At 64.1% G+C, this 25,273-nt stretch carries 25 protein-coding genes; 14 read left to right on the top strand and 11 right to left on the bottom strand.

Translation table 11 applies throughout. The features are described 5' to 3' along the window. Positions 1-53 precede the first annotated feature (53 nt). Together CAG22_RS15635 and CAG22_RS15625 are read right to left on the bottom strand one after the other, a co-directional pair. Positions 54-1,532 (bottom strand): methyl-accepting chemotaxis protein, encoded by a 1,479-nt coding sequence (locus CAG22_RS15635; RefSeq protein ID WP_085705735.1) that lies wholly within the window; start codon positions 1,530-1,532, stop codon positions 54-56. 256 nt (positions 1,533-1,788) lie between these two features. Next, complete coding sequence (locus CAG22_RS15625; RefSeq protein WP_025338426.1) at positions 1,789-2,586, bottom strand: TatD family hydrolase; 798 nt, start codon at positions 2,584-2,586, stop codon at positions 1,789-1,791. A gap of 158 nt (positions 2,587-2,744) precedes the next feature. On the opposite strand from CAG22_RS15625, the gene CAG22_RS15620 reads away from it, so the two are divergent. The 4 genes from CAG22_RS15620 to greB all read left to right on the top strand — a co-directional run bounded on the left by CAG22_RS15620 (position 2,745) and on the right by greB (position 5,719). Continuing rightward, positions 2,745-4,151, top strand: a complete 1,407-nt coding sequence (locus tag CAG22_RS15620; protein WP_085705733.1) for a transglycosylase SLT domain-containing protein — start codon at positions 2,745-2,747, stop codon at positions 4,149-4,151. 113 nt (positions 4,152-4,264) lie between these two features. After that, complete coding sequence (locus CAG22_RS15615; protein WP_015269705.1) at positions 4,265-4,702, top strand: DoxX family protein; 438 nt, start codon at positions 4,265-4,267, stop codon at positions 4,700-4,702. 223 nt (positions 4,703-4,925) lie between these two features. Next, positions 4,926-5,234 carry a hypothetical protein gene (locus CAG22_RS15610; protein ID WP_025338428.1) on the top strand — a complete coding sequence of 103 codons (309 nt, stop codon included), beginning with the start codon at positions 4,926-4,928 and terminating at the stop codon, positions 5,232-5,234. An 11-nt stretch (positions 5,235-5,245) separates the two neighbouring features. Beyond that, entirely contained in the window at positions 5,246-5,719 is a 474-nt protein-coding gene (gene greB / locus CAG22_RS15605; protein WP_013971895.1) for a transcription elongation factor GreB, read from the top strand. 126 nt (positions 5,720-5,845) lie between these two features. Here the strand turns inward: greB and CAG22_RS15600 are convergent, their stop codons facing one another. Then, the gene (locus CAG22_RS15600) at positions 5,846-8,353 is read right to left on the bottom strand and encodes an ABC transporter permease (RefSeq protein ID WP_085705732.1); all 2,508 of its coding nucleotides are present in this window, start codon (positions 8,351-8,353) and stop codon (positions 5,846-5,848) included. After that, positions 8,353-9,036, bottom strand: coding sequence for an ABC transporter ATP-binding protein (locus CAG22_RS15595; RefSeq protein WP_085705731.1), 684 nt, complete (start codon positions 9,034-9,036; stop codon positions 8,353-8,355). The genes CAG22_RS15600 and CAG22_RS15595 overlap by 1 nt, the downstream gene beginning before the upstream one ends. A 10-nt stretch (positions 9,037-9,046) precedes the next feature. Here CAG22_RS15595 and CAG22_RS15590 point away from each other — a divergent pair, with 10 nt between their 5' ends. From CAG22_RS15590 to CAG22_RS15580, 3 genes are all read left to right on the top strand, one after another. Beyond that, entirely contained in the window at positions 9,047-9,652 is a 606-nt protein-coding gene (locus CAG22_RS15590) for an arylesterase (RefSeq protein ID WP_075044541.1), read from the top strand. A gap of 58 nt (positions 9,653-9,710) precedes the next feature. Further along, positions 9,711-10,001, top strand: coding sequence for a hypothetical protein (locus CAG22_RS15585; RefSeq protein WP_025338431.1), 291 nt, complete (start codon positions 9,711-9,713; stop codon positions 9,999-10,001). Positions 10,002-10,112: 111 nt separating this feature from the next. After that, positions 10,113-11,090, top strand: a complete 978-nt coding sequence (locus CAG22_RS15580) for a L,D-transpeptidase family protein (protein ID WP_085705730.1) — start codon at positions 10,113-10,115, stop codon at positions 11,088-11,090. 132 nt (positions 11,091-11,222) lie between these two features. On the opposite strand, the gene oprI is transcribed toward CAG22_RS15580, so the two are convergent. Further along, a complete protein-coding gene (oprI, locus tag CAG22_RS15575) occupies positions 11,223-11,474 on the bottom strand; it encodes an outer membrane lipoprotei OprI (RefSeq protein ID WP_003259780.1) in 252 nt (83 codons plus the stop codon). 509 nt (positions 11,475-11,983) lie between these two features. On the opposite strand from oprI, the gene CAG22_RS15570 reads away from it, so the two are divergent. Beyond that, the gene (locus CAG22_RS15570; RefSeq protein ID WP_025338432.1) at positions 11,984-12,265 is read left to right on the top strand and encodes a GNAT family N-acetyltransferase; all 282 of its coding nucleotides are present in this window, start codon (positions 11,984-11,986) and stop codon (positions 12,263-12,265) included. Positions 12,266-12,395: 130 nt separating this feature from the next. Here CAG22_RS15570 and CAG22_RS15565 read toward each other — a convergent pair whose 3' ends face one another. Further along, a complete protein-coding gene (locus CAG22_RS15565; RefSeq protein ID WP_025338433.1) occupies positions 12,396-13,472 on the bottom strand; it encodes a 3-deoxy-7-phosphoheptulonate synthase in 1,077 nt (358 codons plus the stop codon). Positions 13,473-13,703: 231 nt separating this feature from the next. Between CAG22_RS15565 and CAG22_RS15560 the strand changes: the two genes are divergently transcribed. From CAG22_RS15560 to cysB, 3 genes are all read left to right on the top strand, one after another. Next, on the top strand, positions 13,704-14,651 hold the full coding sequence (locus CAG22_RS15560) for a putative 2-dehydropantoate 2-reductase (protein WP_085705754.1): 948 nt from the start codon (positions 13,704-13,706) through the stop codon (positions 14,649-14,651). A 123-nt stretch (positions 14,652-14,774) separates the two neighbouring features. Continuing rightward, positions 14,775-15,272 (top strand): universal stress protein, encoded by a 498-nt coding sequence (locus CAG22_RS15555; protein ID WP_015269711.1) that lies wholly within the window; start codon positions 14,775-14,777, stop codon positions 15,270-15,272. 128 nt (positions 15,273-15,400) lie between these two features. Beyond that, positions 15,401-16,375, top strand: coding sequence for an HTH-type transcriptional regulator CysB (gene cysB, locus CAG22_RS15550; RefSeq protein WP_013971904.1), 975 nt, complete (start codon positions 15,401-15,403; stop codon positions 16,373-16,375). 139 nt (positions 16,376-16,514) lie between these two features. Here the strand turns inward: cysB and CAG22_RS15545 are convergent, their stop codons facing one another. From CAG22_RS15545 to CAG22_RS15525, 5 genes are all read right to left on the bottom strand, one after another. Beyond that, a complete protein-coding gene (locus CAG22_RS15545) occupies positions 16,515-17,249 on the bottom strand; it encodes a phosphoadenylyl-sulfate reductase (protein ID WP_015269712.1) in 735 nt (244 codons plus the stop codon). Positions 17,250-17,432: 183 nt separating this feature from the next. After that, entirely contained in the window at positions 17,433-18,776 is a 1,344-nt protein-coding gene (gene pabB, locus CAG22_RS15540; protein WP_085592911.1) for an aminodeoxychorismate synthase component I, read from the bottom strand. Between the two features lie 199 nt (positions 18,777-18,975). Next, positions 18,976-19,956: an alpha-L-glutamate ligase-like protein gene (locus CAG22_RS15535; RefSeq protein ID WP_025338436.1), complete on the bottom strand. Its 981-nt coding sequence runs from the start codon at positions 19,954-19,956 to the stop codon at positions 18,976-18,978. Further along, on the bottom strand, positions 19,956-21,491 hold the full coding sequence (locus CAG22_RS15530; protein WP_025338437.1) for an inactive transglutaminase family protein: 1,536 nt from the start codon (positions 21,489-21,491) through the stop codon (positions 19,956-19,958). Before CAG22_RS15530 ends, CAG22_RS15535 begins: the two co-directional genes overlap by 1 nt. A 5-nt stretch (positions 21,492-21,496) precedes the next feature. Next, positions 21,497-22,033, bottom strand: coding sequence for an ATP-dependent zinc protease (locus CAG22_RS15525; protein ID WP_025338438.1), 537 nt, complete (start codon positions 22,031-22,033; stop codon positions 21,497-21,499). Between the two features lie 329 nt (positions 22,034-22,362). Here CAG22_RS15525 and CAG22_RS15520 point away from each other — a divergent pair, with 329 nt between their 5' ends. From CAG22_RS15520 to prpC, 3 genes are all read left to right on the top strand, one after another. Next, positions 22,363-23,079, top strand: a complete 717-nt coding sequence (locus CAG22_RS15520; protein ID WP_025338439.1) for a GntR family transcriptional regulator — start codon at positions 22,363-22,365, stop codon at positions 23,077-23,079. Further along, positions 23,076-23,966 (top strand): methylisocitrate lyase, encoded by an 891-nt coding sequence (gene prpB, locus CAG22_RS15515; RefSeq protein ID WP_003259689.1) that lies wholly within the window; start codon positions 23,076-23,078, stop codon positions 23,964-23,966. The genes CAG22_RS15520 and prpB overlap by 4 nt, the downstream gene beginning before the upstream one ends. A 177-nt stretch (positions 23,967-24,143) precedes the next feature. Beyond that, on the top strand, positions 24,144-25,271 hold the full coding sequence (gene prpC, locus CAG22_RS15510) for a 2-methylcitrate synthase (protein WP_085705729.1): 1,128 nt from the start codon (positions 24,144-24,146) through the stop codon (positions 25,269-25,271). Positions 25,272-25,273 lie beyond the last annotated feature (2 nt).

Here is a 25,273-nt window from a genome sequence, read left to right as displayed (position 1 = left end):
CCAAAGCTTAGTGCGCCCCCCAGGCGGGGGCCAATCGAGGCTGGCTATGGTGACTATAGCTTGAGCTGGCCAATGGCCTTGTTCAGTTCACCGGCCAGGGTCGCCAGTTCGCTGCTGGTGGTCGCCGAGCCCACGGTCTGTTGCACGGTCTGTTCGGTGACATCGCGAATACTCACCACGGCGCGGTTCATTTCCTCGGCCACCTGGCTTTGCTGCTCGGCTGCCACGGCAATCTGGGTGTTGCTTTCGCGCATCTGCGCCACGGCACCGGTAATCTCGGCCAGTGCTTCGCCGGCCTCCTGGGCCTGCCTGACGCAGTCGTCGGCCTTGTACGAGCTTTCCTGCATGAAATCCACTGCATCGCGGGTGCCCGACTGCAGGGCCGAGACCATGGTGGTGATCTCGTCGGTGGAGTTTTGCACGCGCTTGGCAAGGTTGCGCACTTCATCGGCCACCACGGCAAACCCGCGGCCCAGGTCGCCGGCGCGCGCTGCTTCGATGGCGGCATTGAGCGCCAGCAGGTTGGTCTGCTCGGCGATGCTGTGGATCACACTGACCACGCCATTGATCTTCTGGCTGTCTTCGGCCAGCTGGCGAATCATCTCGGCAGTTTGCTGAACGCCGCTGGACAGCCCGGAAATCGAGTCCTGCACCCGGCTGACCACCTCCTGGCCGCTACCGGCCAGGGTGTCGGCGGTTTGTGACAGGTCACGGGTGGCGCCGGCGTGCTGGGCGATGTGGTGCACCGTCGCCGACATTTCGTTGATGGCGGTAGCGGCCTGGTCGGTCTCACTCTGTTGGCCGAGCATGCCGTGGCGCACGTCGCTCATGCTCGCAGCCAGGCGCGCGGCACCGGAGTCCAGTTGCGCTGCGGTGTGGGCGACGGTACTGACCACGCGGTGGTAGGTCGCCTGCATGGCATTGAAGGCCCCGGCCATCTGGCCGACCTCGTCGCCACAGGCCAGCGGTACGCGGGCCGACAGGTCGCCGGTTTTTTCCACGTGCAGCATCACATCCTTGAGCGTGTTGAGCTGGCTGAGCAGGAAGCGGATCAGCAGCTGCGAGGCGCCGAGCATGGCCAGCATCAGGATCAGCACGCATACCGCGTAGTTGCTGAAGCGGTCGAAGAACACCTGGCGCAGGCTTGGCGACTGGGCCAGCACGGCCATTTGCTGATCGCCGTTGCGCAGCACCTGCGCGCCTTGTAGCGGGTTGTTGCCCAAGAGCCGGGCGGCGGGCAGTTCGACCCAGCCTTGGGCATTGCGCAAGGCCTCGAGGGGTTCATCCGCGAAGGTGGGCGTTTGCCCGGCTGACCAGCTGATGACGTTGGCCGGCCGGGGTAGCGGCTGGCCGGCCGGCCAGGCAGCCAGCAATTGGGCCTGCGCGGCCGCCTGGGCCTGCGCGGCCTCGGCGCGGGCGCGTTGCTCCAGGTGCACGGCATAGAGCACCAGCAGCAAGGTCGTGACAAAGGCCACCGCGTTGACGGCCCAGAACTTGTACTTCAGGGAAACATTGCTAAGCCAGGCACCCATGGGCAGGTCTTCTCTGAGTTGAGCGTGAACAATATTGGCAAGGTGCCATCATTGTGCCTGCGCAAGCCAGGGCCTTTCTTGATGTGCGTCAAGAAAGTTCTGCCGCAAGTTCTGACGCGCTTTTGTAGGAGCGGCCTTGTGTCGCGATAGGGGTGCGAAGCGCCCCCAGGTTTTCAGCTTCGCCGCATAGATTGCCGGGGCCGCGTTGCGGCCCTTTCGCGACACAAGGCCGCTCCTACAGGAGAACGCGACGGGTTCAGGGGAGTCGGAAAAACGCCTGCGCCGTTGCCGTGGTATGCGCCGCCGTCTGTTCGGTCGACTCGCCCCGGTGCAAGGCCACTTCACGCAACACCTCTGGCAGGAACGCTGGTTCGTTGCGCCCGTTCTTCGGCTTGGGCCGCAGGCTGCGCGGCAGCAGGTAAGGCGCATCGCTCTCCAGCATCAGCCGCCCCTCGGCAATGTTGCCTACCAGCGGGTGCAGGTGGGTGCCACGGCGTTCGTCGCAGATCCAGCCGGTAATGCCGATGTGCAGGTCCATGTCCAGGTAGGCGAACAGCGCGTCGCGCTCGCCGGTAAAGCAGTGCACCACTGCGCCGGTCAGGTGGTCGCGGTAATCCTTGAGGATCGCCAGCAGGCGTTCGCTGGCGTCGCGTTCGTGCAGGAACACCGGCAGACGCAGCTCGGCAGCCAGTGCCAACTGTGCCTCCAGGGCTTTTTCCTGCAGCGGGCGAGGGGAGAAGTCGCGGTTGAAGTCCAGGCCGCATTCGCCCACGGCGCGCACGCGTGTTTCATTCAGCAACTGGCGCAACTGGCGCTCGCTGCCGGCATCCCAGGTTTTGGCATCATGAGGGTGTACCCCTGCCGTGGCGAACAGGTGCGCGCCGCTCGCATCCAGTTGCTGGCACAGCTCCAGCGCCTGTTCGCTGACCGCCAGGCTGGTGCCCGTCAGCACCATCTGCGTGACCCCGGCCTCAAGGGCGCGCTCGACGATTGCCGCCTGCTGGTCGTGGAAACTGCTGTTGGTCAGGTTGACGCCGATATCGATCAGTTGCATGGTGCTATCTCGTGCCGCGGGGCGGCCAGCATAGCAAAAACCGTGTTTTTCTGAAAAAACCAAGAACTTCATGCTGTTGCCGTGGTCTTTTACCGTCATTTCTCTCTTGGCGGTGCAACCCCATGGATGCCGCCCACCGACCACGGACACGTTTTCGCATGCAGCGATGCTGGCTCATTTTCCTGCTGACGCTTGGGCTGACCTTGACCGGGCCTGCCCACGCGCGCGTGCCGGGACCGCAGCAGAACATCGCGCCGGCCAAGGTCCGTGACCTGCAACAAATTCGCACCAGCCAGGTGCTGCGGGTGCTGGTCAACCAGAGCCGCAACAGCTCCGGTGAGGTCAAGGGCGAGCCGGTCGGCATCGAATACTATCGCCTGCGTGCCCTGGAACATTACCTCAATGGCCGCGCCGCCGACGGCCAGGAGATCCAGCTCAAGCTGATCCCGCGGGCCAAGGAGCAGTTGCTCGGCGCCCTGGCCCGGGGCGAGGGTGACCTGGCCGCGCCGGGTGAACTGCTCGACCCCGCCGTGGTGCGTGGGGTCAGCAGCAGCGCGCCGGTGCTCGACCAGGTGCCGCTGCTGCTGGTGGGGCGCAAGGGCGAACGCAGCTTCAGCCATGTCGAGCAGTTGTCCGGGCGTACCGTGGCCCTGACCAGCGCCAGCGCCGCTGGCTCGTTGATCCAGCAGGTAAACCAGCAGCTGGCGCTGCGCAAGCGCGCGCCGATCAAGGTGGAGTGGGTCGACTCGACCTTGGCGGTGGAGGATGTGCTGGAAATGGTCCAGGCCGGCATCTATCACCTGACCGTGGTCGAGCAGCCGATCGCCCGGCGCTGGGCCCGGGTGATGCCGCGCCTGCGCCTGGACAGCCGCGTAAAGCTGGGGGCGCCGCAAGCCATGCGTTGGTATGTGAGGCCCGATGCGCCGCAGTTGCAGGCCACGGTCGATCGCTTTCTGCAGGGCTACCGCGCACCGGACAACCAGGACGCCGCGTTCGAGCGCATCTACCGCCGCCAGTACCGGGTGCACGACCCCTTGGCCAGCAAGAATCGCCAGCGCCTGACCGCGCTGCGGGCGGTGCTGCAGAAACACGGTGAGGCGCAGCAGATCGACTGGCTCAACCTGGCCGCGCTGGCCTTCAAGGAGTCGACGCTCAACCCGGCAGCGCGCGGTGCCGGAGGGGCCCATGGCCTGATGCAGATCACCCCTTCGGCGGCGCAGCGCGTGGGGGTGAGCAACACCGCCACGGTGGATGGCAATGTCCAGGCCAGCGCCCGTTACCTGGCGCTGATCCGGCGCAAGTTCTTTGCCAGCGCCAAGATCAACGAGCGCGAGCGCATGGCCTTCGTGCTGGCGGCCTACAACCTGGGCCCCGAGCGCGTCCAGGCCATGCGCGCCGAAGCGCGGCGGCGCGGGCTGAATGGCGACCAGTGGTTTTTCCAGACCGAACGTATCGCCATGGAGCAGGTGGGCATGGGGCCAGTCAACTTCGTCAATAGCGTCAACAAGTACTTTGTAGCGTTCAACCGGGAGCGTGCCGCGCTGGAGCGTGTGGCTAAACGCTGACAAATCTATTTTGTCGATTGTTATGTTGGGTTTTTTGCGATTTTCATATCTATCGAATCGATTATGATGGCGCTCATCCCAACACAACTTCCCCGCTTCAAGGAGTCTTCGACATGAACAACGCTACCCTCAACGCTCTGTTCTCCACCCGCGCCGGCGCTGGCCTGAGCGTTATCCGTATCCTGGTCGGCATCATCTTCATTGCGCATGGCGCGCAAAAACTGTTCGGCATGTTCGGTGGCTATGGCCTGGAAGGCACCGGCCAATGGATGGAGAGCATCGGCCTGGCTCCGGGTTACCTGATGGCCCTGTTGTCTGGTAGTGCCGAGTTCTTCGGCGGCCTGGCCCTGGTGATCGGCCTGCTGGCCCGCCCGGCGGCCCTGGTGCTGGCGGTGACCCTGGTGGTGGCGATCCTCTCGGTGCACATCGGCAACGGCCTGTTCATGTCCAACAACGGCTATGAGTTCGGCCTGGCCCTGCTGGCTGGCACCGTCGCGGTACTGATCGAAGGCGCTGGCCGCTTCTCGCTGGACCGCCTGATCGCCCGCTGATCCACCGCAAATGCCAAGATACAAGCCTCAGGCCGATCACTTTCGGCTTGAGGCTTGTATCTTGCCGCTTGTAGCTCTAGCATACCGTCTGCGCCGATTTAAACAGCTACTTGCGGGGCGCAGGAAAGCCCCTCTCCGGGTCATCCGAAATACCGCTAAAGCGCTGGTTCGGTGACGCCTCCCACCGCTGCCCAGCGGGATTCGCGAGGCGGAGAGAAGCTCCATGAGTTGCCCACGTACCAGTGTCTGTTTGAGCCCCTTGCCTGCCAGCCAGGCGTCCCGCACACCGCGCATCCTGCTCGGCGGCCAGCATCAACCCACTCTTTTACGTCACCTTGAAGGCCTGTCCCGGCGCAAGGGCCAGGCGCGTGCATTTCTGATCCAGTTCGCCGATACCGGCTGCCACCTCGCACAGTATGGCAATGACCGTTTCGACCTGGCCGTGATCCAGGCCCCGGCGCCGGACGAGGCCGCCGAAATCATCGGCCACCTCACCCGTATCGCGCGCCAAGGCCTGATTACCCGCCGCTGAGGAGCGCGCTGTTGAGTACCAACATCATCACCACGGAAGGCCATGAGGCGCTGAAGAAAGAACTGGACCACCTGTGGCGGGTATACCGCCCGGAGATTACCCAGAAGGTTACCTGGGCGGCATCGCTGGGCGACCGCAGCGAGAATGCCGACTACCAGTACAACAAGAAGCTGCTGCGCGAGATCGACCGCCGGGTACGTTACCTGCGCAAGCGTCTTGAAGATGTGAAGGTGGTGGCCTACTCGCCGCAGCAGGAGGGCAAGGTGTTTTTCGGTGCCTGGGTGGAGATCGAGAACGACGAGGGCGAGACCATGAAGTTTCGCATTGTCGGGTATGACGAGATCTATGGGCGCAATGACTACATCTCGATCGACTCGCCCATGGCTCGTGCCTTGCTGAAGAAGGAGGAGGGTGATGAGGTGGTGGTGCACACACCTACCGGTGAAGCGACCTGGTATGTGAACAGCATCAGCTACGGGCAGTGATCTGATGTTGCCTGTTATGGCCCTATCGCCGGCAAGCCAGCTCCCACAGGGATAGCGCATGCCTCGAGGCCGATTCGGTCGAGGTGGGAGCTGGCTTGCCGGCGATAGGGCCCTGACAGGTAAGTCTCACCCTTCCCGCAAGACCGCCAACGGGCTGGCATTCAACGCCCGTCGCGTCCCCAGCACCCCCGCACCACCTACCAGCAGCGCCCCTGCCAGCGGCAACAGCAGCAACCACACATGCGGGCTCCATTGCAGGTCGAAGGCATAGCGGTACAGCACCAGGGTAATCAGCTCGCACCCGACCGCCGCCAGCAAGCCGCTGGCTGCACCCAGCAAGCCGAACTCGATCCGCCGCGCCTTGACCAGTAAGGGCCGCGCCGCGCCCAGCGCGCGCAGCAAGGCGCCCTGGCGGATGCGCTCGTCCAGCGTCGCCTGCAAGCCAGCGAACAGCACCGCCAACCCGGCTGCCAGCACGAACAGCAACACATACTCCACCGCCAGGGTCACCTGGGCGAGGATGCTGCGCAGCTGATCGAGCAAGGCGTCCACCTGCAGGATGGTCACCGCCGGAAATGCCCGTGACAGCGCCACCACATCCAGGTCATGGCCCGGTGCCAGATAGAAGCTGGTCAGGTAGGTGGTCGGCAACCCCTGCAACGTGCCGGGCTGGAAGATCATGTAGAAGTTCGGCTGGAAGCTGTCCCAGTGCACGCTGCGCAGGCTGCTGACCCGGGCCTGGCGCTGCTGGCCGCCGATGTCGAAGGTCAGCAGGTCGCCCAGTTGCAGCTTCAGGCTGCTGGCCAGTTCCGCCTCCACCGACACACCGGGGATTTCATCTTCGGCGGGCAACGCCTGCCACCAGTTGCCGCCCGTCAATGTATTGCCTTCGGGCAGTTCGGCTGCCCAGGTCAGGCTGAGGTCGCGCTGCACGGCGCGCTCGCCTGCCGAGTCCTTGCTGACCACCTGCTGCACCGGTTGCTCGTTGATGCGCACCAGGCGGCCGGGTGTCACCGGGTATAGCGGTGCCGAGGTGGCATTGACCTGCTGCAGGTGTTGGGCGAAGGGCTCACGGTCATCCGGCAGGATGTTCAGGGCGAAATGGTTGGGTGCATCCTTGGGCAGCTGCGCTTGCCAGGTGTCGAGCAGTTCCGCGCGCAGCAGCGCGACCAGGGCCATGGCCAGCAGGATCAGGCCGAAGGCCAGGGCCTGGCCGGCAGCGGCCATGGGGTGGCGCAGCAGTTGGCCCAGCCCCAGGCGCCAGGTCAGCGGGGCCCCGGCCAGCAATTGGCGCAGGCTGCGCAAACCGAGCAGCAGCAGGCCACCGAGCAGCAGCGCGGCGAGCAGGCCGCCCCCGAGCAGGGCGAAGGTGAGCAGCAGGTCGAGGCTCAGGCGCCACATGATCAGGCCCAGGGCGAACAGGGCCGCGCCGTACACCAGCCAGCTGCTGGGCGGTATCGGCAGCAGGTCGCGGCGTAGCACGCGCAGCGGCGGCACCTGGCCCAGCGCGGCAATTGGCGGCAGGGCGAAGCCGGCCAGGGCCACCAGCCCGGTGGCGATGCCAGCCAGGGCCGGGACGATGCCGCCTGCAGGCACCACGCTTGGCAGCAGGCCATGCAGCAGGCGGAACAGGCCCAGCTGGGCCAGCCAGCCGAGCAGGGCGCCGGCCAGCGCGGCGACCAGGCCGAGCATGGCCAATTGCAGGCAGTACAGGCCCAGTGCCTGGCGGCGCGAAAGGCCCAGGCAGCGCAGCAGGGCGCTGGCGTCCAGGCGGCGTGCGGCATAGCGGCTGGCCGACAGGGCAACGGCGACGCCTGCCAGCAGCACCGCCACCAGGCTGGCCATGTTCAGGTAGCGCTCGGCCTTGCCCAGGGCGCCGCCGACCTGCTGGTTGCCATCGCGGGTGTCGCGCAGGCGCTGGTTGGCGGCCAGGTCCTTTTTCAGTGCCCCGCGGTACTGGGCCAACGCTTCGGCATCGCCGCGCCACAGGTCGCGGTAGGTGACCCGGCTGCCCGGTTGGATCACGCCGGTCGCCTGCAGGTCGGCCAGGTTCATCATTACCCGTGGGGTAAGGCTGTAGAAGTTGTTGGCGCGGTCCGGTTCGTAGGTCAGTACGCGGCTCATGCGCAGCGTCTTCATGCCCACGTCGATGCTGTCGCCAACCTTCAGCCCCAGTGCCGCCAACAGGCGTGGCTCGACCCATGCTTCGCCAGGTGCCGGGCCGCCGCCCGGAGTTTCTGCGGCATAGGGCTCCGCGGCACTGCGCACTTGCCCGCGCAACGGGTAGGCACCATCAGTAGCCTTGACGCTGGACAGCTGGATACCGTTGTCGCCGCCGACCACGCTGGTGAACTCGACCACCTGGGCGTGGCGCAAGCCAAGCGCCTTGCCGGCGTCTATCTGCTGGTCGCGGGCCGGGGCACTGCCCTGCAGCACCAGGTCGGCACCGAGGAACTCGCTGGCGCGCAGTTGCATGGCGCCGTTGAGGCGGGCACCGAAATAGCCGATGGCAGTGCTGGCCGCGACCGCTACCAGCAGGGCGAAGAACAGCACGCGCACTTCGCTGGCGCGAATGTCGCGCAGCAACTGGCGCAGGGCCAGGCCGCACAGGCGGGACAGCGGCATGTGGTTCATCAGGCCTCCACCGGGGCCACCAGGCGGCCCGCATCCAGGCGGATCTGGCGGCGGCAGCGCCGGGCCAGGCGTTCGTCATGGGTAACCAGCACCAGGGTGGTGCCGCGTTCCTTGTTCAGTTCGAACAGCAGGTCGCTGATGCGCTCGCCGGTGTGGCTGTCGAGGTTGCCGGTCGGTTCGTCGGCGAACAGCACTGCCGGTTGCGCGGCGAAGGCACGGGCAATGGCCACCCGTTGCTGTTCGCCGCCCGAAAGCTGGCGCGGGGTGTGGCTCAGGCGCTTGCCCAGGCCGACCCGTTCGAGCAGGGTGCGCGCGTGTTCGCGGGCATCGCGGCGGCCGTCCAGCTCCAGCGGCAGCATGACGTTTTCCAGGGCGTTGAGGCTGTCGAGCAGCTGGAACGACTGGAACACGAAGCCCACATGTTCGGCGCGCACCCGCGCGCGCTGGTCTTCATCCAGCGGCCCCAGGTCGTGGCCAGCGAGGATGACCTTGCCGGCGCTGGGCTGGTCGAGGCCGGCGAGCAGGCCGAGCAGGGTCGACTTGCCCGAGCCCGAGGCGCCGACGATGGCCAGGCTGTCGGCCTGGGCCAGGTCGAGGGACAGCGCGTGCAGGATGGTCAGGTCACCTTCCGCGCTGGGGACCACTTTGCTAAGGTTCTGCGCAACGAGAATGCTGGGGCCCATGGAGAATCCGATGCGAGTGTGGTGGTTGAGTGCCGGTCTGGCCCTGTATTGCCTGGCCCAGAGCGCGGCGGCGGGAACACTGCTGGTTGTCGGCGATAGTATCAGCGCCGGTTTTGGCCTGGATACCCGCCAGGGCTGGGTCTCCCTGTTGCAGACCCGCCTGCGGGACGAAGGTTTCGACGACAAAGTGGTCAATGCATCGATCAGCGGCGACACCAGTGCAGGTGGCCAGGCGCGGCTGCCGGCGCTGCTTGCAGCGCACAAGCCGAGCCTGGTGGTGCTGGAGCTGGGTGGCAACGATGGCTTGCGCGGGCAGTCGCCAGCGCAATTGCAACAAAATCTTGCCTCGATGATTGAAAGTTCGCGCAAGGCCGGTGCCAAGGTGGTGCTGCTTGGCATGCGCCTGCCACCCAATTATGGCGTGCGCTACACCACCGCCTTCGCCCAGGCGTATGAACAGCTGGCGGCAGAAAAACAGGTGCCGCTGGTGCCGTTTTTCCTCGAGGGGGTAGGGGGCGTGCCTGAGTTGATGCAGGCGGATGGCATTCACCCGGCCCAGGCTGCCCAGCAGCGCCTGCTGGAAAATGCCTGGCCGGCGATAAAACCCTTGCTGTGACGCTTTAAACGGCGCCGGCTTTCGGCTAATGTTGCGCCCCCCGTTTCGAGTGCCACCGATGCCGCGCCCTGCCTGGTCCCTGTATGCCTACCAACTGATCGAGCCTGATGAGCAGCTCGACCTGTTCGCCTGCCAGGAAATCCGCGTCCACCTCGTGGCCCGCCAGCTCGAGCTGGGCGTACCGGCCGACCGCACTCTGTGCGGTGGCCTGCTGCCGGCGCAACCGCGCTGGTCGGGAGTGGCGCGCTCGATCTACCGCGACGGCCGCCTGTGCGACCTGTGCCGCGCCATCCTCGATGCCCAGCGGCGCGGCATGCGCCCGGTGTGGCCGGAGCTGCAGGGCGCCTGAACACCGCACCTTTCATCATCTGGAACGCTTGCATGGCGCCAATGCCTCCCGCTTGCATCGGTGCAGGTGTACAATCGATTCTCTTGACCCACCTTTCGAAGGATTTACCGGATGTTGCCGCGCTTTCCTGCCGTCACCCGTAGCCTGTCCCTGGCCGCCCTGCTGGTAGCAGGCCCCGCTGCTGCGCTGGAGCTGCCACTGCCACCACCCGGTGAAGACATCATCGGCCAGGTGCATGTGATCAAGGCAAAGTACGAGGACACGTTCGCCGATATCGGCACTGCCAACGACCTCGGCTACCTGGAAATGATCGCCGCCAACCCGGGCGTGGACCCATGGCTGCCAGGTGCCGGCACCGAGATCATCCTGCCGACCCGCTACATCCTGCCGCCGGGCCCGCGTGAGGGCATCGTCATCAACCTGGCCGAGTACCGCCTGTACTACTTCCCGAAAGGGCAGAGCGTGGTGCATACCTTCCCGCTGGGCATTGGCCGTGAAGGCTGGGGCTCGCCGATCGCCAATACCAAGATCACCGCCAAGACGCCGAACCCGACCTGGACTCCGCCAGCGTCGATCCGTGCCGAACACGCGGCTGACGGCGACATCCTGCCGAGCGTGGTGCCGGCTGGCCCGGACAACCCGCTGGGGCCGTTCAAGTTCACCCTCGGCGTGCCGGGCTACCTGATCCATGGTTCGAACAAGAAGTTCGGCATTGGCATGCGTACCAGCCACGGTTGCTTCCGCATGCTCAACAACAACGTGCTGGAACTGTCGAAGATGGTGCCGGTGGGTACGCCGGTGCGCATCATCAACGAGCCCTACAAGTTTGGTATCAGTGGCGGCAAGGTCTATCTGGAGGCGCACACGCCGCTGGACGACCAGGGTAATCCGTCGGTGGTCGATAAACACACTGCTGTTATCAACGCCTTGCTCAAGCGTGAAGACCTGGCCAATAACCTGCGCATGAACTGGGACATGGTGCGTGACGTGGTGGCCGCGGAAGATGGCATGCCGGTGGAAATTGCCGTGCCGACCGAAAACCAGGGTGGCGCACCGATGGTTTCGAGCATTCCGCCCGAACTGCAGTAAGGTAATTGCGACACACCCGGGCCTGCCTTAGTGCAGGCCTTTTCGTTTCTGCGTGGCGCGTTTGCCTTGTGCGCAGGCAATAAAAAAGCCGACCCACAAGTGGGTCGGCTCCATAACAATCCGTGAGGATTATTACTTGCGGCTGGCTTTGTCCAGCATACGCAGAGCGCGCTCGTTGGCTTCGTCAGCGGTCTGCTGAGCCTTCTGAGCGGCTGCCAGTGCGTCGTCAGCCTTACGGTAGGCTTCGTCTGCACGAGCTTGAGCGCGAGCTGCTGCGTCTTCAGTCGCAGTCAGACGAGCTTCGGTTTCTTTGGATACGCTGCTGCAACCGGTAGCCAGAACTGCGGCCAGAGCCAGAGCAGAGAATTTCAGAACGTTGTTCATCGTGTTCCCCTTCAAGGACTTTCTATTAAATAGCCATCTCTCGGAAAAGAGAAACTGGCCGGCGTACATAGTACCCATTACTTGTAGTAAGTAAACTGACTAAGCGCAAGAACTGCAAAAAAAATGTTGCTTGACGCCTTTCCGACAAGATTTGCGACACGCCTGTGAAAAAAACGTACAGGGTTCGCAAGCGACTGTAGTACAGGAACTTTTTTGTTGAACTAAGGGTGACTTTAACTGTCCTTCGGCGTCTTAAGCCCTAGTACATCCGGTGGCTGCCTGGCGCGTTGCCAAGAATGGCATCTGGCTGCATTTTCGCCATTTTTAACCGCCACCACCTTGAGCAATCCCGCCTGCGGCGCCTACTATCTTGTGAGTGCCAGAGGATCCGAACGATTGCAATCGTCCAGTGGTCGAAGGGGGCAACAGGTGGCGTAGAGGATTCTGTGCCGGATAAACCACCATCGGTTAAGGTATGGGTCTGCCGAGAAGACCTGCGAGGAGTAGTGATGAGCGAAGCGCTGACCATCCACCATGACCAGGCCGGTCATCAGTTCGAGACCAACGTGGACGGTCATCGTGCCTATCTGACGTACATGGACCTGGGCAAGCAGACGCTGGACATCTATCGCACCTTCGTACCCAACGCCCTGCGTGGCCGCGGGATTGCTGCCGCCCTGACCGAACGGGCCCTGGAGTACGCTGAACAGATGGGCTACACGGTGATTCCGTCCTGCTCGTACGTGGAGCGCTACATGGAGCGCCAGCAGCGGCATTCGAGCAAGGTCTGATTCTGTAAAAAAAGCGGGGCCGCTTCGCAGCCCATCGCGACACAAGGCCGCTCCTACAGGAAATCGCATAACCCTGTAGGAGCGGCCTTGTGTCGCGATGGGGCGCGAAGCGGCCCCGCTCTTTATCGCATCAGCCGCGCTTGCGCTGCGGCAGCACATCCTTCAGCTTGGTACGCATGCTGCGCAGGGTCTTCTCGGTAGCCGACCAGTCGATGCAGGCATCGGTGATCGACACGCCGTATTGCAGCTCGTCCAGGTTCTTCGGAATCGACTGGCAGCCCCAGTTCAGGTGGCTCTCGACCATCAGGCCGATGATCGACTGGTTGCCTTCGAGGATCTGGTTGGCGACGTTCTCCATCACCAGCGGTTGCAGGGCCGGGTCCTTGTTGGAGTTGGCGTGGCTGCAATCGACCATGATGTTGGCCTTGATCTTGGCCTTGGCCAGGTCCTGCTCGCAGAGGGCGACGCTGACCGAGTCGTAGTTCGGCTTGCCGTTGCCGCCGCGCAGTACCACGTGGCCGTACGGGTTGCCCTTGGTGGTGACGATCGACACGCCGCCTTCCTGGTTGATGCCGAGGAAGCGGTGCGGCTTGGACACCGACTGCAGGGCGTTGATGGCAACGGTCAGGCCGCCGTCGGTGCCGTTCTTGAAGCCGACTGCCGAGGACAGGCCCGAAGCCATCTCGCGGTGGGTCTGCGATTCGGTGGTGCGGGCGCCGATGGCCGACCAGCTGATCAGGTCCTGCAGGTACTGCGGGGAAATCGGGTCGAGCGCTTCGGTGGCGGTCGGCAGGCCCATTTCGGCCAGGTCCAGCAGCAGCTTGCGGCCGATGTGCAGGCCATCCTGGATCTTGAACGAGTCATCCAGGTACGGGTCGTTGATCAGGCCTTTCCAGCCGACGGTGGTGCGCGGTTTTTCGAAGTACACGCGCATGACCAGGTACAGCGTGTCGGACACTTCCTCGGCCAGCACTTTCAGGCGCTCGGCGTACTCGTGGGCGGCCTTGATGTCGTGGATCGAGCAAGGGCCGACCACGACGAACAGGCGATGGTCCTTGCCGTCGAGAATATTGCGCACCACTTCACGGCCAGCAGTAACGGTCTGCAGGGCCTTGGCGCTGAGGGGGATTTCCTTCTTGAGCTGATCGGGGGTGATCAGGGTCTCGTTGGAGGCAACGTTCAAGTCATCGATCGGTAAATCAGCCATCGTGTTACTCGTCAGGTCACGGGTGCCGGCCGCCAACTATCCCCGTGCGGCCCAGCAGCAAGAATAATCGCAGCGGGGAGCCGAACCTTAGCGCGTTACAGGTGGCGCGACAATGGGCTGGGCCCAGTCCGTGTGGGGTTTTTCCGAGATGGCAGGTGTTTGCCGTGCATGGGCTGCCCAGCGCTGCGCAACCTGTGTAAAAAGAGGGCTGACTTTTACCTGGAGATCGGCATGCATCCGCACACACCACGTATCGGCATCATCGGCAGTGGCGCCATCGGCGGCTTCTATGGGTTGATGCTGGTCCGGGCCGGCTTCGATGTGCATTTCCTGTTGCGCAGCGAGTACGAGGTTGTCCGCGAGCAGGGGTTGACCCTGGACAGTGCCGTGCATGGCAACTTGCAGATGAAGGTGCAGGCCTATGCCAGTGCCGCCGACATGCCGCCCTGCGACTGGCTGCTGGTGGGGGCCAAGGCCACCAGCAATGACCAGTTGGCGCCGCTGATCGTGCAGGCGGCCGCACCGGGCGCCAAGGTGGTGCTGCTGCAGAACGGCCTGGGCGTGGAGGAGCAGTTGCGCCCGGCCTTGCGCAGCGACATGCACCTGCTCGGCGGCCTGTGTTTCATCTGCGTGAACCGCCAGGCACCCGGCGTGATCCGCCACCAGGCCTTGGGCGCGGTCAACCTCGGCTACCACAGCGGGCCGGCCAACGATGGTGGTGCCGAGTTGGTCAATGAAGGCGCGGAGCTGTTCCGGGCTGCGGGCATCGACTCGCAGGCCATGCCCGACCTGGCCCAGGCACGCTGGCAGAAGCTGGTGTGGAACGTGCCCTACAACGGCCTGTCGGTGCTGCTCGGCGCCAGCACCACGCCGCTGATGGCCGACAGTCATGGCCGCGCCCTGATCCAGGCCTTGATGGCCGAGGTGGTGCAGGGGGCGGCGGCGTGTGGCCATGTGTTGCCCGAGGGGTATGCCGAGCACCTGTTCCAGGTGACCGAGCGCATGCCCGACTACTGGCCCAGCATGTACCACGACCATGTCCACAAGCGCCCGCTGGAGCTGCAGGCCATCTATGCCGAGCCGTTGGCACAGGCGCGTGCGGCAGGCTGCCACTTGCCGCGCATGGAGATGCTGTACCAGGCGCTGGCGTTCATCGATCGGGGCGAACAGCCCCGCTGAGGGTGGCTCTGGCCCGCCAGGGCCCTCCAGCCCGCATCAGCAGCACGCCGGACGGCAAAGCGTGCGTCCGGCGCGCTGCTAAGCTGAAGCTTGCTCTGCCGCAGCGGCAGTCGAGGAGGTCGAATGATCCACTCCATGCTGTACGCCACCGACCTCGGTGTCTACGCCCCTTTTGTCATGCAACACGCGCTGGCGCTGGCCCGCACATTCGGCGCCGAGTTGTATGTGATCCACGCGGTAGAGCCCATGGGCCAGTTCGCTGAATCTCTTCTGCAAAGCTACCTCGATGAACAGACGCTCGACCAGCTGCACAGCCAGGGGGTGAACACGGTGATGGCCAATATCGAGCAGCGTGTGCTGGAAAACTTTCGCGACGAACTGGGCGAGGAGGCCGACCTGGCGGTGATCAAGGCGGTGCGAGTACGCCAGGGCGACCCGGCGCAGGTGATCCTCGACCAGGCACAGCGGCTGAGCGTCGACCTGCTGATTTTCGGTAGCCACAGTGCTGGCGCCGGCGTGGATGTGCCATTGGGGCGCACGGCGGTACGGCTGCTGCAGCTGTCGCCGGTACCGGTGTACATGGTGCCGCTGGCGCAGCATTTGGGGCGTAGGAAAGCATGAAGATGGCCGTAGGCCATTTCCGGGGGTATGTAACAAAATAGTTCTAGATTTATTTCCAGAACCACTAATATAGTTATATATCGTCGCTGCCTGCTGCCGCGGACTCATCGCTGAACCGAGGGGAACCTATGAAGCTTCAACAACTGCGCTACATCTGGGAAGTGGCGCACCATGACCTCAACGTCTCCGCGACGGCGCAGAGCCTGTATACCTCCCAGCCAGGTATCAGCAAGCAGATCCGCCTGCTCGAGGATGAGCTGGGTGTTGAAGTCTTTGCCCGCAGCGGCAAGCACCTGACCCGCGTTACCCCGGCCGGTGAGCGCATCATCAATACCGCTGGCGAAATCCTGCGCAAGGTCGAAAGCATCAAGCAGATTGCCCAGGAATTCTCCAACGAGAAGAAGGGCACGCTGTCCATCGCCACCACCCACACCCAGGCGCGTTATGCCTTGCCGCCGGTGATCAGCAACTTCATCAAGCAGTACCCGGAAGTGTCCTTGCACATGCACCAGGGTTCGCCCATGCAGATTGCCGAAATGGCCGCGGACGGTACGGTCGACTTCGCCATCGCCACCGAGGCGCTGGAGCTGTTCGGCGACCTGATCATGATGCCGTGCTACAAGTGGAACCGCTGCGTGGTGGTGCCGCAGGGTCATCCGTTGACCAAGCTGCCGAAGCTTACCCTGGAAGCGGTCGCCGAATACCCGATCGTTACCTACGTGTTCGGTTTCACCGGCCGTTCGAAGCTGGACGAAGCGTTCAACCACCGCGGCCTTACGCCGAAAGTGGTGTTTACCGCCGCTGACGCCGACGTGATCAAGACCTATGTGCGGCTGGGGCTGGGCGTGGGGATCGTCGCCAAGATGGCGGTGGACACCAAGCTCGACAGCGACCTGGTGGCCTTGGATGCCAGCGAACTGTTCGAAGCCAGCATCACCAAGATCGGCTTCCGCCGCGGCACCTTCCTGCGTGGCTTCATGTGCGACTTCATCGAGAAGTTCGCCCCGCATCTGACCCGTGAAGTGATGGCCAAGGCCATCCAGTGCCACAACAAGCAAGAGCTGGAAGACCTGTTCGAAGGCGTCGAGCTGCCGGTGCACTGATCTAGAATCGTACGGGGCCGCTTTGCGGCCCAATCGCCGGCAAGCCAGCTCCCACAGGATTACCGTTGCCTGAAGGCTTGTGATGTTCCTGTGGGAGCTGGCTTGCCGGCGATTGGGGCGCGAAGCGGCCCCAGCTGTGTTATGCCTTGCTGATCAGGTTGCCCGCGTGCAACCCGCATTCCTTCTGCGTCGACTCTTCCCACCACCAACGCCCTTCGCGCTCATGCTGGTTTGGCAGCACCGGGCGGGTGCAGGGCTCGCAGCCAATGCTGATGAAGCCGCGCTCATGCAGGCTGTTGTACGGCAGCTCCAGCATGCGGATATAACCCCACACTTCCTCGCTGGTCATCTGCGCCAGTGGGTTGAACTTGTACAGGGTGCGCTCGGGGGTGGAGAAGGCGCTATCGATTTCCACTGCCGCCACCTGGCTGCGGGTACCCGGGCTCTGGTCGCGGCGCTGGCCGGTGGCCCAGGCGCTCACGGTGGCCAGCTTGCGACGCAGCGGCTCGATCTTGCGGATGCCGCAGCACTCGCCATGGCCGTCCTTGTAGAAGCTGAACAGGCCCTTTTCCTTGACGAACGGGTCGAGCTTGGCGCGGTCGGGGCTGAGGATTTCGATCGGCAGGTTGTACTGCTCGCGGACCTGGTCGATGAACCGGTAGGTCTCCGGGTGCAGGCGGCCGGTGTCGAGGCTGAACACCTTGACCTGCTTGTTCAGCTTCCAGGCCATGTCCACCAGCACCACATCCTCGGCGCCGCTGAAGGAGATCCACAGGTCATCACCGAAGTGCTCGAAGGCAAGCTTGAGGATGTCCTGCGGGGACTTGTTGGCATAGGTCGCGGCCAGTGCGGCGACGTCGAAGGGTTGGCTCATCAGGCGGTTTCCATCGTGGCTGTGGCGCTGTGCGCTCGTAGTGAGGTGATGGTAACAAAAAATGGCGGGGTAGGCGGGCTTGGAGTCGGCGGCGCCTGCTTCGCGGGCTCGCCCGCTCCCACAGGTACAGCGCACATCTGCCAGTTGTGGGAGCGGGCGAGCCCGCGAAGCAGGCGCCGCCGATCACAAGCCCTGCAGGGTCTCCATCAATACCCGCACCTTGGCAATCGACTCTTCATATTCGGCCTGCCACTCGGAGTCGGCCACCACCGCGCCGCCGCCCCAGCAGCTGACCTGTCCACCCTTGACCAGCAGGCTGCGAATGGCAATCGAGCTGTCCATCTCGCCGCGCACATCCACGTAGAGCAGTGAGCCGCAGTACAGCGCCCGGCGTGCCGGCTCCAGTTCGTCGATGATCTGCATGGCGCGGATCTTCGGCGCGCCGGTGATCGAGCCGCCGGGGAAGCTGTCGCCGATCAGGTCCAGGGCGTCCTTGTCGCTGGCCAGCTGGCCGGTGATGCTGCTGACCAGGTGGTGCACATTGGGGTAGCTCTCCAGGCTGAACAGCTCCGGCACCTTCACCGAGCCGATCTCGCAGGTACGCCCCAGGTCGTTGCGCAGCAGGTCGACGATCATCAGGTTTTCCGAGCGATCCTTGGGGCTGTGCAGCAGCTCCTCGGCATTGCGCATGTCTTCTGCCGGGTTGCTGGCGCGCGGGCGAGTGCCCTTGATCGGCCGGGTTTCCACCTGGCGCTGGCTGACGCGGATGAAGCGCTCGGGCGAAAAGCTCAGCAGGGCGCTACCGTCGGCCAGTTGCTGGTAGCCGGAGAAGGGGGTGGGGCAGGCTTTGCGCAGGGCCTGGTAAGCGTGCCAAGGGTCGCCCTGGCAGGGCGCGCGGAAGCGCTGGGTAAGGTTGATCTGGTAGCAGTCGCCGGCCTGGATGTAGCGCTGCACCTGGTCAAAGGCGGCCTTGTACTGCTCGGGCTGCAGGTCGCCGGCCATCGGCGCGAGTAGCTGGAAGCTGCCGCTTTCCGCGTTGTCGACACCTTCGAACAGGGCGATCAGGCGTTCCCGTTCGCTGCCGGGCAGGCTCGGGTGGAACACCAGTTGGCTGGTCGCGCACTGGTGGTCGGTCACCAGTGCCCAGGCATACAGCCCCAGTTGCGCGTCCGGCAGGCCAAGGTCGTCCACGGCCAGGCGGGGCAGGTGTTCCAGGCGGCGGCCGAAGTCATAGCTCAGGTAGCCGATCAGGCCGCCAGCGAACGGCAGCTCGCTGCCTGCGGGCAACTGCGCATGGCCCAGTCGTGCCAGGCCGGCGCGCAGGCGCTGGAGGAAGGTGCGGCCATCTTCGTCGGGCTGCGCCTGCAGGTGTTGCAGCGGCCAGGCGCTGAGCAGGTCGAAGCGCCCGCGTTCGGCGCCGGGGCGGGCGCTGTCCAGCAGGATCGCACCGGGGGCCTGGCGCAGGCGGGCGAAATAGGCGGCAGGGTCGGGCTGGTAGGGCAGGGGGTGGAGCGTACAGGTCGGCATCAGTGTGGACGGCGATGTAAAAGCGAGGAGGGCGATTGTAGACCTGTGCAGGAAATGCGCCTAGCTTTGTGGCGACATTCAAGCACTGGGTTTCGCCCTTGCGGCCCCGTCGCGACACAAGGCCGCTCCTACAGGAGATCGCGTGATCCTGCAGGAGCGGCCTTGTGTCGCGATGGGCTGCGCAGCAGCCCCGGCGATTTCAGCGCGGGTGCACGTGCCCGAACAAGCCTTGCGATACCCGCACGCGCTGTTCGGCATCTTCGCTGATGCCATCCTTGGCCAGCGCTTCCAGGTGCGCCTCGATGGCGTGGGTGCGCTGGGTCAGGCCGCAGTCGTTGGCGATCTGGATGTTCAGGCCCGGGCGGGCGTTGAGCTCGAGAATCAGCGGCCCCTTGTCCTGGTCCAGCACCATGTCGACACCGATGTAGCCCAGGCCGCACAGCTCGTAGCAGCCGGCGGCCAGCTTCATGAAGCCGTCCCAGTTCGGCAGTTGCACGCCATCCACCGCGTTGGTGGTGTCCGGGTGCTTGCTGATGATGTTGTTCAGCCAGGTGCCGCGCAGGGTCACGCCGGTGGCCAGGTCGACACCCACGCCGATGGCGCCCTGGTGCAGGTTTGCCTTGCCGCCGGACTGGCGGGTCGGCAGGCGCAGCATGGCCATCACCGGGTAGCCCATCAGCACGATGATGCGGATGTCCGGCACGCCTTCGTAGCTGATGCTCTTGAAGATCTGGTCGGGGGTGACCCGGTACTCGATCAGCGCACGGTCGCGGTGCCCGCCCAGCGAGTACAGGCCGGTGAGGATGCTCGAGATCTGGTGCTCGATCTCCTCGTGGCTGATGATCTTGCCCGACACCGTGCGGTAACGGTCCTCGAAGCGGTCGGCGATCACCAGGATGCCGTCACCACCGGCGCCCTGCGCCGGCTTGATGACGAAATCGCTGCGCCCACCAATGATCTGGTGGAGCTTCTCGATCTCTTTCTCGGTCTCGATGATGCCGTACATTTCCGGCACATGGATGCCGGCCGCCAGGGCGCGCTCCTTGGTGATGATCTTGTCGTCGACGATCGGGTACAGGTGGCGCTTGTTGTACTTCAACACGTAGTCCGCGTTGCGCCGGTTGATACCCATGATGCCCCGGGCCTCCAGGGCTTTCCACGTCTTGATCAGGCCAAACATCAGGCGTCAGCCTTCTTCAGGAATGCCTTGAAGCGCACGAGCTCGGTCAGGCGGTAGCCGCGGTAGCGACCCATCGCCAGCATGAAGCCCACCAGGATCAGCAGCACGGCCGGGAAGGTGAACACGAAGTACACCAGCTCCGGCACCATCATCAACAGGTGCGCCAGGGAAGCGGCGAACAGGGTGCCGATGGCCACTTTCATGGCATGACCGCCGCCACGCTCTTCCCAGGTGATGGACAGGCGCTCGATGGTCATGGTCAGGATCACCATCGGGAACAGCGCTACCGACAGCCCGCGCTCCAGGCCCAGCTTGTGGCTGAACAGGCTGATGGCGGCAATCAGTACCACGACGAAGGTCAGTACCACCGACAGGCGTGGCAGCATCTGCAACTTCAGGTGTTCCAGGTACGAGCGCAGCGACAGGCCCAGGGCGGTGATTACCGTGAACAGCACGATACCGAAGCCAAGCTGGGTCTCGCGGAAGGCCAGGGCGATCAGTACCGGGGTGAAGGTACCCAGGGTCTGCAGGCCGACCAGGTTGCGCAGCACCAGGATCACCAGCACGCCGATCGGGATCATCACCATGATCATGAAGGTTTGCTGGGTCTGCAGCGGCAGGCCGTACAGCGAATATTCGAGGAAGTCGGCGTCGGTGTTCTCGTCGGTCAGCTTGGCCAGGCGGATGGCGTTCATCTCGCTGTTGTTCATGCTGAAGGTAACGTTGGCCTTCTTGCCGCCATCGACGGTGATCAGGTTGTCGTCACCGGTCCACCACAGCAGGCGATCGCTGGGCAGGCCCTGCTCGCCGGTGTCCGGGTTGAAGTACAGCCAGTCGGTGCCGTTGAAGCTGCGCAGCCACAGTTCCGGGGTTTGCGGGGTGTCGGCCACCAGGCGGATGGTGTGCACCTTCTCCATCGGTACGTGGGCGATCGACAGCAGCAGGTCGATGACCTGGGCCTTCTTCATGGCCGTGGTGTCGCCGGCCAGCAGCAGCTTGACGTTGTCGTCGTTCAGGTTGTTGACCCGCTTGATGGTCTCGCTGACGAAGGTCTCGACGTCGGCCGAGTGCTGGCGGATCGGCGCCATCAGGGCCTCGGCGGCGATCTTCTCGGGGCCTTCCACTGCCAGGCTGTCACGGAAGGTCGGGCCTTTGACCGTGGTTTTCTCGTTGCTGTAGCGCTTGGTCAGCACCAGGCGGTAGTAGAGGGTCTGGTTGCCGCTGGCGCGGCGGGCCGACCAGGTGACCTTGCGGTTGCCGTCGGCACGGTTGACGCTCACCCCGTAGTTGTTGGAGATGAAGCTCTCGTTGAGGCTGACGTAGTCGCGGTTCAGCGGTGGCACGAACATCTGCACCTTGACCGGGTCCTTGGTGCTGGCCACGAACTCGACCTTGGCGTCGATGTTCCACAGGTCGTCGGTTTCATCCTCGGTTACCGGGATGCCGAGTACGAAGATCTGATAAGCCGTGACCGCCACGCCCAACAGCACCAGCACGGTGATCAGGACTTTCAGATGGAGGGTAAGAGAGCGCATCGGGATTACTCTGCTTTGGGAGCGTCGGTGGCACAGGCAGGTTTGCCGGCCGCGTATTTAAGGCTTGGGTCGACCAGCGCGTCGAAGTGCTTGAGCGCCTCGGAGCCGATCAGCAGCGGGAACTGGAAGGCGCTGCGGTCGGTGAGGTTGACTTCGATGGTGCGCATGGCCTGGCCCATGCAGATTTCAAGTTCGATGACCGGGCGCGCGGTGTAGGCCTTGCCCGATTCAGCATCATAGTCGCCGGCCCGGCGCTTGATCTTGCTTACGCGTGCCAGCGGGCGTTCGATGGGGTGCGAATGGGCGGCGTCGATGGCCAGGTAGAAGCGCACCCAGCTTTCGCCGTTGCGCTTGAAACGCTTGATGTCGCGGGCGCTGAGCGACGCGGTCTTGGCGCCGGTGTCGAGCTTGGCGGCCACTTCCAGGTCCAGGTCGCCCAGGCGTGCATATTCGTTGAGACCGTACACGGTCTTGCCTGCGGCCTGGCCAAGGGCCGGCAGCAGGGTGAGGCAGAGCAGCAATAATGCGGGTGTAAGTCTCATATTCCTGGCGCGGTGCAGTGCAAGGTTCGGGGCTGTTTTCAAAGCCATGTTCAGAGCCGTGTTCAGGGCAAGGCGACTGGCAGCGACTGCGCAAGCTTCCTCGTTCATCTGTCAACAGCATGAATGGATGACAGACAGGCTATCCATACTCCATCGGAGGCGCGGCATTCTATCACGCCGGCGCCTTGACGCCAGCGGTGCGCGATCTGACAGCACCGCGCTGGCATTAGTTCGTTCTTAGACGATTGTCGACAATATTCATTTTGTCTTTGACTGCCGCGGTCGAATTAGCTAATTTCTGGCAAAGAGATTTGCAAGGTGTCGACAATATGCAGGACCTATCCACCCCCAGCCCGGTGCTGGCAGACGAAACGGAAACCTTGTCCGAAAACGTCTTCCGGCGCATCCAGGCGGCCATCGTCAAGGGCGATATCGCCCCCGGCAGCAAGATTTCCGAGCCGGAGCTGGCGCGTACCTACGGCATCAGCCGCGGGCCGCTACGCGAGGCCATCCACCGCCTCGAAGGCCAGCGCCTGCTGGTGCGCGTGCCGCATGTGGGGGCGCGGGTGGTGTCGCTCAACCACGCCGAACTGATCGAGCTGTACGAAATTCGCGAATCGCTGGAAGGCATGGCCTGCCGCCTTGCCGCCGAACGCATGAGCCAGGCCGACATCGACGAACTGCGCCGGGTGCTCGACACCCACGAGCGCGATGCCGCGTTCCAGGCCGGACTGGGCTATTACCAGCAGGAAGGCGACTACGACTTCCATTACCGGATCATCCAGGGCAGCGGTAACCAGACCCTGGTCAAGATGCTCTGCGGCGAGCTGTACCAGCTGGTGCGCATGTACCGCATCCAGTTTTCCGCCACGCCCAACCGGCCACGCCAGGCCTTTGCCGAACACCACCGCATTCTCGATGCCATCGCCGACCGTGACGGCGAGCTGGCCGAACTCCTGATGCGCCGCCACATCGGCGCGTCCAAGCGCAATATCGAGCGTCATTACCTGGACGCCCACAACAACAGCCCACGAGGTGAGAAATGACTGTGAAGAGCACCCCCGGTCAGCGTTTCCGCGACGCCGTTGCCGCTGAACATCCGCTGCAGGTGGTTGGCGCCATCAACGCCAACCATGCCCTGCTGGCCAAGCGCGCCGGCTTCAAGGCCATCTACCTGTCCGGTGGTGGCGTCGCCGCCGGTTCGCTGGGCCTGCCGGACCTGGGCATCAGCGGCCTGGACGATGTACTCACCGACGTGCGCCGCATCACCGACGTGTGCGACCTGCCGCTGCTGGTGGATGTCGACACCGGTTTCGGCGCCTCTGCCTTCAACGTTGCCCGTACCGTGCGCTCGATGAGCAAGTTCGGCGCTGCCGCCATCCATATCGAGGACCAGGTCGGCGCCAAGCGCTGCGGCCACCGCCCGAACAAGGAAATCGTCAGCCAGCAGGAAATGGTCGACCGCATCAAGGCCGCAGTCGATGCCCGTACCGATGACAGCTTCGTGATCATGGCGCGTACCGATGCCCTGGCCGTCGAGGGCCTTAACGCCGCTCTGGACCGCGCCGCCGCCTGCGTCGAGGCCGGTGCCGACATGATCTTCCCGGAAGCCATCACCGAACTGCAGATGTACAAGACCTTCGCCGACCGGGTGAAGGCTCCGATCCTGGCCAACATCACCGAATTCGGCGCCACGCCGCTGTACACCACTGAAGAGCTGGCCTCGGTCGACGTGTCGCTGGTGCTGTACCCGCTGTCGGCGTTCCGCGCCATGAACAAGGCGGCCGAAAACGTGTACACCGCGCTGCGCCGCGACGGCACGCAGAAGAACGTGATCGACACCATGCAGACCCGCATGGAGCTCTACGATGCCATTGGTTACCACGCCTTCGAGCAGAGCCTCGATGCGCTGTTTGCCCAGAAGAAGGGCTGAAGGCTTTTATTGGAGCGGCTGGCCTCTTCGCGGGCGCGCCCGCTCCCACAGGGACCCCACAGGCCTGGAGTGCCACGCAGTCCCTGTAGGAGCGGGCGTGCCCGCGAAGAGGCCGGCACAGGCAAAACTGATTAGCCAGCTAGATTTCCATAACAAGTTCAAGAAAGGAGAAACACCATGGCCGAAGCAAAAGTACTCAGTGGCGCAGGCCTGCGCGGCCAGGTGGCCGGCCAGACCGCGCTGTCGACCGTGGGCCAGGCCGGTGCCGGGCTGACCTACCGTGGTTACGACGTGCGTGACCTGGCCGCGGGTGCCGAGTTCGAAGAAGTCGCCTACCTGCTGCTGTACGGCGAGCTGCCGAGCAAAGCCGAACTGGCCGACTACAAGCGCAAGCTAAAGGGCCTGCGGGACCTGCCGCAAGCCCTGAAGGAAGTGCTCGAGCGCATCCCGCGTGACGCCCACCCGATGGACGTGATGCGCACAGGTTGCTCGGTGCTGGGTACCCTGGAGCCCGAGCTGACCTTCGAGGCCCAGCGTGACAAGACCGACCGCCTGCTGGCGTTGTTCCCGGCGGTGATGTGCTACTGGTACCGCTTCACCCACAACGGCGTGCGTATCGACTGCACCAGCGACGAAGACACCCTCGGTGGCCACTTCCTGCACCTGCTGCACGGCAAGAAGCCGAGCGAGCTGCACGTCAAGGTCATGAACGTGTCGCTGATCCTCTACGCCGAGCACGAGTTCAACGCCTCGACCTTCACCGCCCGCGTCTGTGCCTCGACCCTCTCCGACCTGTACTCCTGCGTAACCGCTGCCATCGGTTCGCTGCGCGGCCCGCTGCATGGCGGTGCCAACGAGGCGGCGATGGAGCTGATCGAGCGCTTCCAGAGCCCGCAGGAAGCAACTGCCGAGCTGCTGCGCATGCTCGAGCGCAAGGACAAGATCATGGGCTTTGGCCATGCCATCTACAAAGAGTCCGACCCGCGCAACGAGGTGATCAAGGGCTGGTCGAAACAGCTCGCCGACGAAGTGGGTGACAAGGTGCTGTACCCGGTTTCCGAAGCCATCGACAAGACCATGTGGGAGCAGAAGCGCCTGTTCCCCAACGCCGACTTCTACCATGCCTCGGCGTACCACTTCATGGGCATCCCGACCAAGCTGTTCACCCCGATCTTCGTCTGCTCGCGCCTGACCGGCTGGGCTGCGCACGTCTTCGAGCAGCGCGCCAACAACCGCATCATCCGCCCGAGCGCCGAGTATGTCGGCGTCGAGCAGCGCCAGTTCGTGCCGATCGAACAGCGCTGACA

Origin of the sequence: Pseudomonas sp. B8(2017) (assembly GCF_002113575.1) — a bacterium.
GTDB classification, from domain to species: Bacteria; Pseudomonadota; Gammaproteobacteria; order Pseudomonadales; family Pseudomonadaceae; genus Aquipseudomonas; species Aquipseudomonas putida_Z.
Note: the sequence above shows the minus strand (reverse complement) of the source record. Positions and strands in the feature narration are given on the sequence as shown.